Source organism: Celeribacter sp. SCSIO 80788 (assembly GCF_051054295.1).
GTDB lineage: Bacteria > Pseudomonadota > Alphaproteobacteria > Rhodobacterales > Rhodobacteraceae > Celeribacter.
In genome coordinates, this window is record NZ_CP150482.1 from 718,789 (window position 1) to 732,989 (window position 14,201).

15 protein-coding genes are annotated in these 14,201 nt (G+C 61.4%); 8 read left to right on the top strand and 7 right to left on the bottom strand.

All coding sequences use genetic code 11. The features are described from left to right. Positions 1 to 134 precede the first annotated feature (134 nt). Entirely contained in the window at positions 135 to 2,177 is a 2,043-nt protein-coding gene (locus V1471_RS03740) for a TonB-dependent receptor domain-containing protein (RefSeq protein ID WP_434286965.1), read from the top strand. 58 nt (positions 2,178 to 2,235) lie between these two features. Here the strand turns inward: V1471_RS03740 and V1471_RS03745 are convergent, their stop codons facing one another. Further along, positions 2,236 to 2,922: a VIT1/CCC1 transporter family protein gene (locus V1471_RS03745; protein ID WP_434286966.1), complete on the bottom strand. Its 687-nt coding sequence runs from the start codon at positions 2,920 to 2,922 to the stop codon at positions 2,236 to 2,238. 257 nt (positions 2,923 to 3,179) lie between these two features. Here V1471_RS03745 and rplM point away from each other — a divergent pair, with 257 nt between their 5' ends. From rplM to V1471_RS03780, 7 genes are all read left to right on the top strand, one after another. Continuing rightward, positions 3,180 to 3,641, top strand: coding sequence for a 50S ribosomal protein L13 (gene rplM, locus V1471_RS03750; protein ID WP_434286967.1), 462 nt, complete (start codon positions 3,180 to 3,182; stop codon positions 3,639 to 3,641). Positions 3,642 to 3,646: 5 nt separating this feature from the next. After that, a complete protein-coding gene (gene rpsI, locus V1471_RS03755) occupies positions 3,647 to 4,132 on the top strand; it encodes a 30S ribosomal protein S9 (RefSeq protein WP_434286968.1) in 486 nt (161 codons plus the stop codon). A 51-nt stretch (positions 4,133 to 4,183) separates the two neighbouring features. Next, positions 4,184 to 5,323, top strand: a complete 1,140-nt coding sequence (locus tag V1471_RS03760) for a GSCFA domain-containing protein (protein ID WP_434286969.1) — start codon at positions 4,184 to 4,186, stop codon at positions 5,321 to 5,323. A gap of 10 nt (positions 5,324 to 5,333) precedes the next feature. Continuing rightward, a complete protein-coding gene (locus tag V1471_RS03765) occupies positions 5,334 to 6,146 on the top strand; it encodes a hypothetical protein (RefSeq protein ID WP_434286970.1) in 813 nt (270 codons plus the stop codon). A gap of 89 nt (positions 6,147 to 6,235) precedes the next feature. After that, a complete protein-coding gene (locus V1471_RS03770) occupies positions 6,236 to 7,141 on the top strand; it encodes an ABC transporter permease (RefSeq protein ID WP_434286971.1) in 906 nt (301 codons plus the stop codon). Beyond that, entirely contained in the window at positions 7,138 to 7,938 is an 801-nt protein-coding gene (locus V1471_RS03775) for an ABC transporter permease (protein ID WP_434286973.1), read from the top strand. Before V1471_RS03770 ends, V1471_RS03775 begins: the two co-directional genes overlap by 4 nt. After that, a complete protein-coding gene (locus V1471_RS03780; RefSeq protein ID WP_434286974.1) occupies positions 7,938 to 9,053 on the top strand; it encodes an ABC transporter ATP-binding protein in 1,116 nt (371 codons plus the stop codon). The genes V1471_RS03775 and V1471_RS03780 overlap by 1 nt, the downstream gene beginning before the upstream one ends. Before the next feature lie 3 nt (positions 9,054 to 9,056). Here the strand turns inward: V1471_RS03780 and V1471_RS03785 are convergent, their stop codons facing one another. The 6 genes from V1471_RS03785 to V1471_RS03810 are packed head-to-tail and all read right to left on the bottom strand — an operon-like array spanning position 9,057 to position 14,162. Next, on the bottom strand, positions 9,057 to 9,845 hold the full coding sequence (locus tag V1471_RS03785; protein ID WP_434286975.1) for an alpha/beta hydrolase: 789 nt from the start codon (positions 9,843 to 9,845) through the stop codon (positions 9,057 to 9,059). 14 nt (positions 9,846 to 9,859) lie between these two features. Further along, complete coding sequence (locus V1471_RS03790) at positions 9,860 to 10,477, bottom strand: TetR/AcrR family transcriptional regulator (RefSeq protein ID WP_434286976.1); 618 nt, start codon at positions 10,475 to 10,477, stop codon at positions 9,860 to 9,862. Between the two features lie 7 nt (positions 10,478 to 10,484). Further along, positions 10,485 to 11,372 carry a polyphosphate kinase 2 gene (gene ppk2, locus V1471_RS03795; RefSeq protein ID WP_434286977.1) on the bottom strand — a complete coding sequence of 296 codons (888 nt, stop codon included), beginning with the start codon at positions 11,370 to 11,372 and terminating at the stop codon, positions 10,485 to 10,487. Between the two features lie 31 nt (positions 11,373 to 11,403). Then, positions 11,404 to 12,336 carry an alpha/beta fold hydrolase gene (locus tag V1471_RS03800; RefSeq protein WP_434286978.1) on the bottom strand — a complete coding sequence of 311 codons (933 nt, stop codon included), beginning with the start codon at positions 12,334 to 12,336 and terminating at the stop codon, positions 11,404 to 11,406. 1 nt (position 12,337) lies between these two features. After that, the gene (locus tag V1471_RS03805; RefSeq protein WP_434286979.1) at positions 12,338 to 13,261 is read right to left on the bottom strand and encodes a homoserine O-succinyltransferase; all 924 of its coding nucleotides are present in this window, start codon (positions 13,259 to 13,261) and stop codon (positions 12,338 to 12,340) included. Positions 13,262 to 13,289: 28 nt separating this feature from the next. Beyond that, positions 13,290 to 14,162, bottom strand: a complete 873-nt coding sequence (locus V1471_RS03810; protein ID WP_434286980.1) for an ATPase — start codon at positions 14,160 to 14,162, stop codon at positions 13,290 to 13,292. Between the last annotated feature and the right edge of the window lie 39 nt (positions 14,163 to 14,201).

Sequence of the window (14,201 nt, forward strand, 5' to 3'; positions counted from 1 at the left end):
TTATACATGGCGTTCTCATACGCTTTCCCGACACTCTGCTGTCGGTGCCAGGCAGCCCAAGGTCTCCGAACCCGGCCCCCGAGATCACGAAAGCCCAAGCTTCAACCGATCCGGAGTCATCAGAGGGGATTCTCATGACCGTATTTCTATGGCCCGAACGGGCCCGCGCCCGGCTGCTGCTCAGTGCCGCGCTGGTTCTGCCTGGCCTGCCGTTGGCGGCGCAGGACACAACACAACTCGACCCCATCGTCGTCCAGACCGAAACCGACGTAGGGGGGACAGAGACCCTCTCCGGCGGCTCCGTCAGCACGATCGACGGCACGGCGCTGGTCGAAACCTATGGCGGTGATGTTGCGACCGCGGTGCGCAACACGCCCGGCGCCTTCACCCGTTCGCCATCGGACAGCCCGGCGGTCTCGGTGAACGTTCGCGGCATGCAGGGCTTTGGCCGGGTCAACACCATGATCGACGGCATTCCGCAGACCTTCCGGAACATGTCGGGCCATGGCGGCTCCTATGACGATCAGGTCTATCTCGATCCAGGTTTGCTGGCCGAGGCGGATATTGCGAAAGGCGCGGTTGCCGGGGCGGCGGGTATGGGCGCACTGGCAGGGGCTGCGAATTTCCGCACCATCGGCATCGACGATCTGCTGGAGGAGGGGGAGACCTCCGGCGGTATGGTGCGGCTGAGCTTCGGCGACAACGGCAAGGATGCGGCAGCGACGTTTGCGGGCGCGATGCAAAGCGCCGACGGCGTGTTCGGTGGCATGGCGGCAGTGAGCGGTTATAACGACGGACCCTATCAGGACGGCGATGGCACGGAGACCAGTGAGTATTACAAGGACGAGCCGCGTACGCTTCTGGCCAAGATGCGCTATCGCCCGTCGGCCGATCTCGAATTCAACCTGACCGCGCAGGATTACGACAACACGTTCTACCCGACCAGTTCCTCGGGCTACATCTGGGATGTGAAGCGTCAGAGCGTGGTGGCCGACATGTCCTATCATCCTGGCAATCCCCTGATTGATGTGGCGGCGAAACTCTACTGGCAGGAACTTGATTTCACCTTCCCGACCGGCGAAGGCAAAACCTCGGGCTCCTATCTCGGACGTGCGGGTACGGATGCGACCTTGGGCGGCGATCTTTCCAACACCAGCCGTCTGACGCTGGCCAATGGCGAGCTGCTGCTGAATTACGGCATCGCCTATACGCAGAACGATTTCGACATCAACGAATACGGTGGGTCGAATTCGGACGGGAAGCTGGAGAAATCCGGAGCTTTCCTGTCAGCCGCCTATGCCCTTGGCAAGTGGGATTTGGGCGCAGGCCTGCGCTATGATCACTACCGGCTTACCGGGCTGATCGACAGCGATGAGGTGACCCGCAGCGATGGCAAATGGAACCCGAACCTGTCGGCGCGCTATCATTTGAACAACGCCTGGTCGGTCTACGGCTCTTACGCCCAGACCATGCGGGCGCCGACGGTGACGGAAATGTTCTACGGCGGCGGTTCGCATGCGACGGCGGCCAACTCGATTTTGACCAACCCGGACCTTGAGGCGGAAAAGGCCGAGACCTTTGAGATCGGCGTAAACTTTGCGCGTGAGGGGCTCTGGGCCGAGGCGGTGCTGTTCCAGTCGGATATCGACGACTACATCGGCTATCAGCAGGATACGGACAGCAATGTGCGATATGTGAACATTGATGGCACAACGCACATGCGCGGATTGGAACTGTCGGGCGGTTTCGAAAACGATCGGTTCTTTGGCAGCCTCGCTTTCACGCTCTCGGACACGGATCAGCCGATTGCCACCTATGCGGGCTATGGTCAGGACCAATACGGCGAACTGCCGGATCAGTACCTGACCCTCGATCTCGGGATGAAACTTTTGGAGGGCGAGGCCCGGATCGGGACGCGGGTGCGCTATGTCGGGGAAAGCTCGATTGCGATCATGTCTTTCGTGACCGGCGAAGGGGCCGTGCAGCCGGTGGACGATTACACGGTGGTCGACCTTTACGCCTCCTGGGACGTCACGGACTCGTTGGAGCTTTACGCCAATATCGAGAACGTCGCCGACACCTATTACATCGACGCCTCGACCGGTTCGGTGGATTACGAAAACGACTTCGGTGGACGCGGGCGGACGATTCAGGTGGGGATGACCTACCGGTTCTGAGCCCTTCGCGGATGGAATATCAGGCGGGCCTGCTCCTTCGGGGGCAGGCCTTTTGGCGTCATCCCGCCACGATCACCCCGACCGCATAGGCGACCACGGCGCAGATGCCGCCGAGGAAGACCGTTTCCCCGATCGCGCGCCAGAGCCCGGCCCGCGTTGCCACATGACGCAACAGCCCCAGAAGCGTCAGCGCGAGCACGGTGGCGGCCACGGCGGCGGTAAACTGGTCGGGGCCGGGGAGGCCGAGGATATAGGGCAGGATCGGGATCACGCCGAAGCTCACGAAGGACAGGAAGGTGATCAGCGCCCGTGGCCAGAGCGCCCCCTGACCGGGGTCTTCCAGCCCCTCGACCTGCGACAGGGTGATCTCCGCCATCAGGCCGGGAGATTTGGCGGCCAGAGTTGCCATGGTGGTGGCGTCGAGCGTCGACAGCCCGTGGCCCTTGAGATGCCGGGTGAGCGCGCCGATCTGTGCCGAAGGATCGCGCGACAGCCGGGCTTGTCGCCGCCGGATCATGTCGCGCGCGGCGCGGGCCGAGAGAAATTCGCCCAGCCCCATCGAAGTCGCATCGGCGAACAGGTTGGCGAGGCCGAAGACCAGAACCGCCAGCGTGGCGAGCTCCCCGCCGCCCTCGGCATTGGCGCCCGCGTAACCTGCGACAATGGCGAAGGTGGTGACGATGCCGTCATTGCCGCCATAGACGATCTGTTTCAGGTGATCGGTGAGGTTTGGCCTGGCGAACATGCTGGGGTCCTTCTTGCGTGTATCGCATCCGGCTGGCTGCGATGGTCGGAGAGAGCTATAAAGCGCTCCATGACATCGCTCAAACCCGATCTTGGCCGGTTTTTGCGGAAAAAGGCGGAAAGTATTTGGGGTAAAATAATACCTATTTTTTAATGCATTGTTTTTAAATGTAAAATCATAAAGGTGGACGCTTGACGCAGGGCGCGAAATGCTTAGAACACGCTCAATCGAATTCCTATCCCATAAGGGCAAGAAACATGAAAACCTTTTCCGCTACTCCCGCGGACGTGGACAAGAAATGGATCCTGATCGACGCTGAAGGCGTTGTTCTGGGCCGTCTCGCTTCCATCGTCGCCATGCGCCTGCGTGGCAAACACAAAGCGACCTTCACCCCGTCCATGGACATGGGTGACAACGTCATCGTGATCAACGCCGACAAAATCCAACTGTCCGGCAAGAAACGCACCGACGAGCGCTTCTACTGGCACACCGGTCACCCGGGCGGCATCAAATCCCGCACCATCGGCCAGATCCTCGAAGGCGATCACCCCGAGCGCGTCGTGACCAAAGCCGTGCAGCGCATGCTGCCGGGCGGCAAACTGTCCCGCCAGCAAATGACCAACCTGCGCGTTTACGCCGGTTCCGAGCATCCGCATGAAGCTCAGCAGCCGGAAGTGCTGGACGTCAAGTCCATGAACAAGAAAAACACCCGGAGCTGAGACCGATGGCTGAAGAAATCAAATCCCTCGACGCGCTGAGCGCAGTCGCCGGTGGTGAGACCCTCGTCGTCGACGCCGCCCCCCGTGAACCCGTTCGTGACGAACTGGGCCGTTCCTACGCCACCGGCAAGCGTAAAGACGCTGTCGCCCGCGTCTGGATCAAGCCGGGTTCCGGCAAGGTCACCGTCAACGGCAAGGACATGTCCGTGTACTTCGCCCGTCCGGTGCTCCAGCTGATCGTGAAACAACCGGCCCAGATCGCCGGCGTCGAAGGTGAATTCGACGTGGTCGCCACCGTCAAAGGCGGCGGTCTTTCCGGTCAGGCCGGTGCTGTGAAACACGGCATCTCCAAAGCGCTGCAACTCTACAACCCGGAACTGCGCGGCGCTCTGAAAGCCGCTGGCTTCCTGACCCGCGACTCCCGCGTTGTGGAACGTAAGAAATTCGGTAAGCGCAAAGCCCGCCGCTCCTTCCAGTTCTCCAAGCGTTAATCGCCGGACTGGTCCAGAAATTCAAAGGGTCGCCTTCGGGCGGCCTTTTTCATGTCGGAAGACGAATCTGCGATCCCCTTGGCAACCCGTGCCCTGCGGTTCATAGTGGAGCAAATCCGTTCGATGCGAGCCGCTGGCAATTTGACCCATCCCTACGAAGATATCCCCTCCCAAAGTTTCTGGCGCAGCGGTGTGGTAGAGACTGATCGCCAGATCTGGCCGGAGATTTATGTGCCGAAAGTCCGCATCACGCGCGATACGGCAGTGGCCACGGCGGGGAGCTGTTTTGCGCAGCATATCGGCAATTATCTCAACCTTTCCGGCGTCAATGTGCTGGACGCAGAACCCCGGCCCAAGGGGATGAGCGCCGAGTTGGCGCGCCAATACGGCTTTGGCCTCTATTCGGCGCGCTATGGCAATGTTTACACCGCCCGGCAGATGCGCGAGTTGCTCGAAGATGCCATCGCCGGGCAGGTCTATACCCGACTGTTCCTGACCCGCGACGACCGTTGGTTCGATGCGTTGCGTCCTGGCGTGGAGCCCGAGGGATGCGAGAGCCGGGAAGAGGCGATCGAGCTCAGACGGGAGCATTTGATGAAGGTGGTATCCCTGGCGCAGATGGCCGATGTTTTCGTCTTCACGCTGGGGCTGACCGAGGGCTGGATTCACACCGGGGTCAACCGCACTATGGCGATGGCTCCGGGCGTGATCGCGGGCAGCTACCGCAAGCGCCATGCCTTTCACAATTTCACCTATGACGAGATCATCGCCGATCTGGCCGAAATCCTGCGTCTGCTCAGGATGCTGAACAAGAACATCCGGCTCTTGTTGACCGTCTCGCCGGTGCCGCTCACGGCCACCGCTTCGGGTCAGCACGTTCTGGCGGCGACGACCTATTCGAAATCCGTGTTGCGCGCCGCCGCAGGTGATTTTGCGACCGCTCAGGAGGGGGTGGATTATTTTCCGTCTTACGAGTTGGTGACCGCATGGGCCAACACCACGCCCGCCTTTGCCGCAAACCTGCGCTCGGTCCGGCCGGAGACGGTGGAACGAGTCATGGCGGTCTTCCTCACCGCACAGGGGCTTCTGGAGCCCGTGGAAGCGGCGGAGGACGAGAGCATGTCCGACGCCGAGGAGGTGGAGGAGGACGTGGTCTGTGAAGAGGCGCTTCTGGAGGCGCTTCGCAAATGAGGGGTGGACAGTGACCAAACGGCTCTGTGTGCTTGGAAATTCTCACATGGCGGCCTTCGCGACTGCGGTGGAGAACGGTGCCACGCGCTGGCCGGGGATGGTGCTTGATATGTTCGGGGCGCATGGCGATGCGCTGTCGCGGTTCGAGGTGCGGGACGGGCGGTTTCAGAGCGACGATGCGGAGGCGCGGGCGCGGCTCTCCCATCTGGTCGGGCGCGACGCCTTTGCGCTCACCGAGTATGACGGCTTTGTCGTCACCGGATTGCATGTCTCGGTCTTCACCTTTGTGCGGATGTTTCGTGAGCTGTCTTCGGTCGACATGCCGTCGGTGAAGGGAGCGTTAAGCGCCTTGGAGGACGGTCGGCCTTTGGCCTCGACCGCGATGCTCAGGGCCTATGGGACGGAGCGTCTGATGCGCACGGCGGGGATGAAGCTTGCCCTGATGCTGCGGGCGGCCTGTGACGCACCGGTTTTCATCGCCAGCCAGCCGCGGCCCTCCGGACGGGTGCGGGAGCGTGGTGGCACCTATCTCGGGTTCACCCAATTGGCGGCCCGTGGCGACGGCGACTTCGTGTCCGACTGGTTCGACCGGGAGACGGAGGCGCTTTGTGCGGCAGAGGGGCTGCACTTCATCGCGCAACCGGCGGAAACGGTGGAGGAGGGGCTGTTCACGACCGAGTCCTTTCTGCGCGGTTCGACGCGATTGGCCAAGCGCAAGGGATTGGCGCATGACGAGGACGATGTGCTGCATGCCAATGCAGAGTTTGCCCGTTTGATGGTCGATAAGGTGGCAGTTGCGATGAATTTACCCATTGCGGCGTGAGGCTTGCGGGTTGGCTCTTGCACATTTGATCAAAAGTCTCACAGGATCGGGAAAAGTGGTTCTCAAACGTGGGTCCAGGGGAAGAGGGCATGACATTGGGTGACAAGATGCGGCGGTTCTTCCGCTCGGACCAAGGGGTTGGCGTGATGCTGGTGTCACCGACCGCCTTGTATGCGCTTTTGCTTTTGGCCGTGCCGCTGGTGGCGATTGTCGTGATTTCGTTTTGGACCCAGACGGGCGTACGCGATTTCGACACCACGTTCACGCTCGCCAATTACAAAGAGGCCCTGACCGATCCGCTCTATCGCCAGCTCATGCTGCGCTCGCTGATGGTGTCGGGGCTGGTGACGACGATCACCGTGGTTCTGGCCTTCCCGATTGCCTATTTCGTCTCTTTCGGGGTCAAACCCGAGCATAAATCCCTGTGGATTTTTCTGATCACCATCCCGTTTTGGACCTCCTATCTGATCCGTGTGTTCCTGTGGAAAGTGATCCTTGGTTACAACGGCGTGCTGAACTCCGGGCTTCTGGCCGTGGGCGTGATCGAGGAGCCGATGAGTTTCATCCTCTACAACGTCAATGCTGTGGTGATCACACTGGCCCATGCCTATGCGCCTTTCGCGATCCTGCCGATCTTCGTGGCGCTCGAAAAAATCGACCGCTCGCTTCTGGAGGCCTCCCGCGATCTCGGTGAGAGCCGGACGATGACCTTTCTGCGCGTCACCCTGCCTCTGGCCGCGCCCGGTGTGGTCGCCGCCGTGCTCATCGTCTTTATCCCGACCATCGGTGACTATGTGACCCCGCGCCTTGTCGGCGGTCCGGGCGGTCTGATGATCGCTAACATGATCCAGACCCAGTTCCTGCGCCTCAACAACGCGCCTCTGGGCGCCACCTTGGCGGTGCTCGCCATGCTCATCGTCGCGGTGATCGCCATCGCCTTCATGCTTTTGGGCAACAAGGCCGCGGGTGGCAATAAAGGAGGGCGCCGCAAATGAAATCGCTCAAAACCTACGCCATCCTCTATCTGATCTTCCTCTACGCGCCGATCTTTCTGCTGCCGCTCTTCGCTTTCAACAGCTCGACGGTCATCGCATTCCCGCTCACGAGCTTTACGACCGAATGGTTCACCACGCTCCTGACGCTGACCGAAATGCACGGCGCGCTATTGAACTCGCTCAAGATCGCGCTGACCTCTGCCGTGCTCGCCACGATCCTCGGGATTTTCGCGGCCATGGCGGCGACGCGCTATACGTTTCCGGGGCAAAAGGGCATCATGGGCTTTATCATGCTGCCGCTGGTGCTGCCGGAGATCATCGTGGCGGTGTCGCTTCTGATCGTGATCCTGCGCATGGGGTTCAACACCGGGGCCTGGTCGGTGATCGCAGGCCATACGCTGATCTGTACGCCCTTTGCCATCGCCATCCTGCAATCGGCCTTCGCCTCGCTCGATCCCTCGCTCGAAGAGGCGGCCTACGATCTGGGCGAGACGCCCGCGTCCACCTTCCGTCTGGTGACCCTGCCGCTCGTCATGCCGGGGATCATTTCCGCGCTTCTGATTTCCTTTACCATCTCGATGGACGAGTTCATCATCGCCTTCTTCCTCACAGGCTCCGAGCCGACGCTGCCGGTCTACCTGTTCTCTATGATGCGATTCCCGAAACTTCTTCCGGCGGTCATGGCGCTTGGCACGATCCTCGTCGTGCTCTCCGTGCTGCTCATCATGATTGCTGAATTCTTCCGCCGCCGTGGCGCCAAACGCGCGGGGCTCAAAGACACCGGGGGCTTCCTCTAATGACCATCAAGAAAAAACCGACAGGCCCCGCGCTGATCACGCTTCAGAACGTGGAAAAGCACTACGGCGACTACCATGCGCTCCGGGGCATCAACCTTGAGATCGGCACGGGTGAGTTCTTTTCGCTCCTCGGCCCCTCGGGCTGTGGCAAGACCACGCTTCTGCGCACCATCGCGGGCTTTGAGGATTACGACAGCGGCTATGTGATGATCTCCGGCAAGGATATGCGCGGGGTTCCGGCCAACAAACGGCCCACGAATATGGTGTTCCAAAGCTACGCGATCTTCCCGCACCTGACCGTGTTGCAGAACGTCGCCTTCGGTCTGCGCAAATCCGCGATGTCGAAGGCGGAGAAAACCAAAGCCGCCGAGGATGCTTTGGAGATGGTCGGCCTCAAGGGCTACGGCCATCGTGCCGCCCATGCTTTGTCGGGTGGTCAACGGCAACGGGTCGCTCTGGCCCGTGCGCTGGTGCTGAAACCCAAGGTGCTTTTGCTCGATGAGCCGCTTTCCGCGCTCGACCGCAAGATGCGCGAACAGATGCAGGTCGAGCTGATCAAACTTCAACGCGAGGTGGGCATCACCTTCATCCTCGTGACCCACGATCAGGAAGAGGCACTCGTGATGTCCGACCGCATCGCCGTGATGTTCGAGGGCGAGATTGCGCAATGCGACGATCCGGAGGTGCTCTATCGCCGTCCGAAATCGAAGCGCGTGGCGGATTTCATTGGGGTGATGAACTTCCTTCCGGCCACGGTGCGCGAAGAGGATGGCAAATACATCGCCTCCGTCGCGGGCCTCGGCGAGGCGGAGATCACCGCGGATCAATGCCCCGCAGGCGTGCCTCTGGGGGAGGCCACGGTCGGTTTCCGCCCGGAAACCCTGACCATCCTCTACGAAGGCCAGTCTGCCACCCACCGCGAAGCCCCGGCGAAGGTCGAAGAGGTCGTCTATTACGGCGATATGACCTATTACGACGTGGGCTTCGAGGGTGTCGAAAAGCCGGTGCGTATCTCCATGCGCAACATTTTCGGCCGCGATGTTCTGGACGTCGGCACCTCTGCGCGGGTCAGCTGGTCTCCGGGCGCTTTGGTGGTGTTCGGCGCGGATCAATAAGCCTCAGGCCCGCAGAACCTTGGTCACAAACCCTGTCACCGCGCGTTCCAGATCGGGGATCTTGCCGGTTCCGAGTGTGCGGTTTACTTCGGCGTGGCGATAGGCGGATCCGTCGAACAGGCTGACATCCGCGCCTCTGGACCGCGCCACGGTGACGAAATTCGACATCGACAGACCGTGACCCCGCGCCCCCGACCAGATCGCCAGAAGAGGCGGCAGGGTCTTGGCGAGGTTGTAGGCGGGGGAAAGCGCCCCCCATTGCGCGCGGTCCTTGAACGCGCTCGCAGTGCCGAAGGGCAGATGGCCTTCATTGACCCGCGCCAGTGTGATCAGATCGACCGCGCCGCTGTCGTTGACGATCACCCCCGCCGGGCGCGGCTCCCATCCGGTGAGTGTGGCCATAGCGGCAAGATGCGCGCCGGCCGAATGGCCCATGACAATCGTGCGCTCGGCCGGTGCGATATGGGCGAATGACCAGTCGATCGCCTGCCGCACTGCCCTGATCTGACCGGTCACCGGGGTTTTCGGCAGCATCGGATAGTCGATGGAGACGAAGTCGAGGTTCATCGCATTGAACCATGCCGGTTTGGCGTCCACCGCCTTGCGCGATCCGGCCCGCCACGCCCCGCCATGGACGTAAATCACCGCTCCGCGCGGCGCGGGGGCGCGATAAATGTCGAGCGCATCCGTGCCGTAACTGCGGGTTTCTGCCTCGTCCCCGGCCCAAAGCAGGGAAGGGCAGGCAAGTGCCGCCGCCCCCGCGATCACGGTTCTGCGTGTGATACCAGACATATGCCTCCTGGGGCCTATTTGTCCTGTGGAATGAGGCCCAATCCGCGCAAGTATATCCCGATTCCGGTTTCCAAAAGGTCTTCGGGCGGAAACGGCACGCGCGCGCCGGGCGTGCCGCGCGCGAAAAGCTCCACCACCCCATGCGCCATGGCCCAGACATGCGCCGCAAACATCTGTGGCGGCGGGCGTTTGCCCTCGGGGATTTGCTGCGCAAGCTGATCGGCGGCGCGCTCCAACACGCCAAGCGCGCGCGTCGCGACGGCGTAAAGTTCGGGCGTGCGCTGCATGGAAATGCCGCTCTCGAACATCGCAATATAATGGCCGGGGTACCGGCGGGCAAAGGCCAGATAGGCGCGGCCCACCGCCTCAAAGGACGCAAGCGCGGAGGGCTGGCCGGTGTCGTAGGCGTAGTTGAGCAGATCGGCGAAAACTTCGAAGCCCTGAAGCGCGATCTCGGCAATCAGATCCTCACGGCCCTCGAAATGACGATAGACCGCCGCCGGCGTCACGCCCGCGGTTTTCGCCGCCTCCGAGAGGGTAAACCCGGTCGGGCCCTTCTCCTCGATCAGCTGCAACGCCGCCTCGATGAGGGCCTGTTTCAGGTTGCCGTGATGATAGCCGCGTTTGCTCATAGGGCGTTCATTCGTCCTCATCGCCGGTGATCAGGATTTTCGGCCCATCGACGATCTTCGGGTCGATCTCGCCGAGGTTTTTCGCGCTTTTGCCCTTGTAGTCGATCTTGGTGAGCACGGCGCGGATCGCATTCAACCGGGCGCGATATTTGTCGTCCGAGCGGATCACCGTCCAGGGCGCGGCCTCTGTGTGGCTGCGCTCCATGGTCTCGGAAATCGCTTTTGTGTACTCATCCCAGCGTTTCAGCCCCTCGACGTCTATCGAGGATAGTTTCCATTGCTTCAACGGATCGCTTTCGCGGGCGAGAAAGCGCCGGAGCTGTTCGGCGCGCCCGACATTGAGCCAGATTTTGAACAACTGGATGCCCTCGGAGACCAGCATCTCCTCGAATTCCGGCAGTTGGTGGAAAAACTTCTCCCGCTGCGCGTCGGTGCAAAAGCCGAAAACCTTTTCGACCACGGCGCGGTTGTACCACGAGCGGTCGAACAACACGATCTCGCCCGCCGTCGGCAGGTGGTCGATATAGCGCTGGAAATACCATTGCCCGGCCTCGCGCTCGGTCGGTTTCGACAGGGCCACGATCCGTGCCGAACGCGGGTTCAGGTTTTCGCGAAAGCGCTTGATCGTGCCGCCTTTGCCCGCCGCATCGCGGCCCTCGAACACCACGACGATGCGCTTGCCGGTCTCGCGCACATCGGCGAGCATTTTGACCAGTTCGAGCTGAAGCGCCTCGATCTCCGCCTCGTACTCGGCCTTTTTCATCCATGTCTCATAGGGAAAGGAGGGCGACAGGATTTCCTTTTTGCCACCGTCCTCAACCGCCTTGCGAATGGATTTCGGGGCGTCTTTTTCGAAATAGCGGGAGATCGCGCCGTCGAAAGGAAGATCGGTCATGTGCAGGCCCTATGTGTTAATCACCTTAACACTATGAGGTTTTTCCGTCCGGGTTGCAACGCCGGGCAGCGCGCTTGACGGCTTCGACGACCGCCTCTGTCGCAACGTGATGCGGCATATGGCCGATGCCGTCGAGCCGGGTGAGGCGGTTCGAGGGCAGGCGCGCCTCTAACGCCAAGGCATGGATGCTGTCGGGGACGATCACATCCGCCGTGCCATGCAGGCTCTCGATCGGCAGGGTGAGCGCATCGTAGCACGGCACCATGGTCTTGATCTCGTCGCGCAGCGCGATGCGTTGGCGGGCGTTCATCCGGTGGCGGGGCGGGTGGATCGACTTGCGCGGCTGGAAATGATCGGCATAGCCCTCGGGGACGGCATCGGGGGCGAAGACCTCTGCCAGACGGTTTTCGACGATGAATTCCGGCACGGTGAACGCAATCAGCTCCGCCGCCCACCAACCAAGGACGGGGGCGGCCAAAATGCGGTGCAACAGAGGATGGCCGGTTTCCCAATCATGCGAGGGCGAGGAGACCAGCACCAGCGCCGCAAGTGTTTCGGGCGCATCGAGCGCCCACCGCAGCGCCACCGCGCCGCCATAGGACTGGCCCAAAACGATGGGCGCACGCGGGTCGACGATGGCCATGGCTTCGCGGATCACGCGGGCCTGTGCGGTGAGGCTTTCGTCCTGCATCCGGGGGCTGTGGCCATAGCCGGGGCGGTCGAGGGCGTAGACACGGAAGTCTTGCGCCAGTGCCGGGGCGAGGGCGAAGCTCATGTCATAGGTCGACCCGGAGGCGCCATGGATCAGCACCACGGGCGGCGCATACGGTGCGCCGAAGCTTTCGACATGGATTTCGTGCCCCGACGGCGTTGCGATCAGATCGCCCTTGCGCCGGGTTTTGAGCGCCCGCATCGGCCCGCGCCGCAGCGGCATTTCGAGCGGAGCGGGCGCGCGGCTGCGCATGTCAGCGCCCGATCTCTTCCAGTTTGTAGGGCGTGTCCTGATAGATCGCGTTGATCCAGTTGCCGTAGAGAAGATGCGCGTGCGAGCGCCAGCGGTTCATCGGGCGCAGCGAGGGATTGTCGTTCGGGAAATAGTGCTGCGGCAGGATGATCTCTTTGCCCGCATCCACATCCCTTTGATATTCCTCGTACAATGTGCCCGTGTCATATTCGAAATGGTTGAAGATATAGAGCGCGCGATGCTCCGGATCCTGCACAAGGCAAGGCCCCGTTTCGTCCGATCCCAAAAGCGGTACAAGCCCCGGCACGGCGTCGATCTCGGATTGGCGCATCTCGGTCCAGCGGCTGACCGGGATGTAGCACAGGTCGGAGAAGCCGCGCAGATAGGGCGAGTTCGGGGCAAGGTTTTCCTGTTGAAACAGACCGAAAGCCTTGTGGTCCAGAATGTGTTTTTGCACGCCGTGGAAATAGTTGATCATCGCCATACCGCCCCAGCAGACGCCGAAGGTGGAGAACACATGGCTCTGGGTCCAGTCGAACACCTCTTTGAGTTCGTCCCAATAGGTGACCTCCTCAAAGGGCAGATGCTCGATCGGCGCGCCGGTGATGATCAGCCCGTCGAACTTCTCGCCGGAGGCTTTGACCTCGGAGAAGGGGCGGTAGAATTGCTCCATATGCTCGGCGGCGGTGTTTTTCGTCTGATGCTCGCTCATGCGGATCAGGTGGAAATCGATCTGCAAGGGCGTGGCGCCGATCAGACGGGCAAACTGGTTTTCCGTCTGAATTTTCTTCGGCATCAGGTTCAGAAGCGCGATCTTGAGCGGCCGGATTTCCTGCGTCGCGGCCCGGCCTTCGCCCATGACCATGACGCCCTCGGCAGAGAGGACATCATAGGCGGGAAGGTTTTCGGGCAGCGTAATGGGCATGATCGGGTTCCTTTGAAGTGAAGGAGATTTAAGCCTGTTGTGCGCGTTTATCAAGCGCGGCGGCGATCAGGGCCGAGAAGTCCTCGGGGCCTTTGATCTGTTTGACGTCCTCATAATCGAGCGTGATGCCCCAATTGTCGGCCATCGCGGCATAGCGCGGCTGGCGGTGGGCCAGTGCGCGGGCATAGGTGTAGCGGATGAAATCGTCCGGGTTGACCTCGTCTTCCTGGACGCCCTTGGTGGCGAGATATTCCTCCCAGATGGCGGCCAGAAACTCCGGCTGATAGGCCATCGGTTTCGGCGCCTTGTCGAAACGGCGGATCAACTCTTCGGTATGGGCCTCGGAGCCTTTGATCCAGACCAGAAGTGCCTCGCCCGAGAGCGCTTTGAGGATCGGATCGTCAGGGTTCTCGGGGTCGACCCATTCACAGATCGAACCGCCGGTGTCGCAGACGAAATGCGGATAGCCGTACAGTGTCTGCGCCCGGTCGATGAAATGGCCGGTGTCGAGAAGGGCGGCTTCTTCGGCGGCGCGGAACAGGGTCTGGCGGCGGCGGAACTCGGCCATGGGGATGCCGCCCAAGGCTTCCGAGCCGGGTTTGCCGAGGAAATAGGACACGGGCGCGAGGTTGTCGAAGGTCAGGTTGGCCTTGATATAGATGCTGTCCGAGAGGAATTGTTCGCGCAGGAACGGTTCGCGCATCGCGACTTTTTTCAGATTGTCATCAATGGCTTCGCCCAGGTAACGCGTGCCGATACGGTAGTCGATCGAGTAGTGATACCACTCTCCCGTGCCGCGCAGCATGTTGGAAATTACGGTCTTGCCGAGCCCCGACATGCCAAAGAGGATGAGCCGCTTGCGCGTGCACTCTTGCCAATCCGCACCTGTTTCGTATGTCATCCGTCTGTTCCTGTCGGGCCCTGTTGGTCGGGTTCGGTG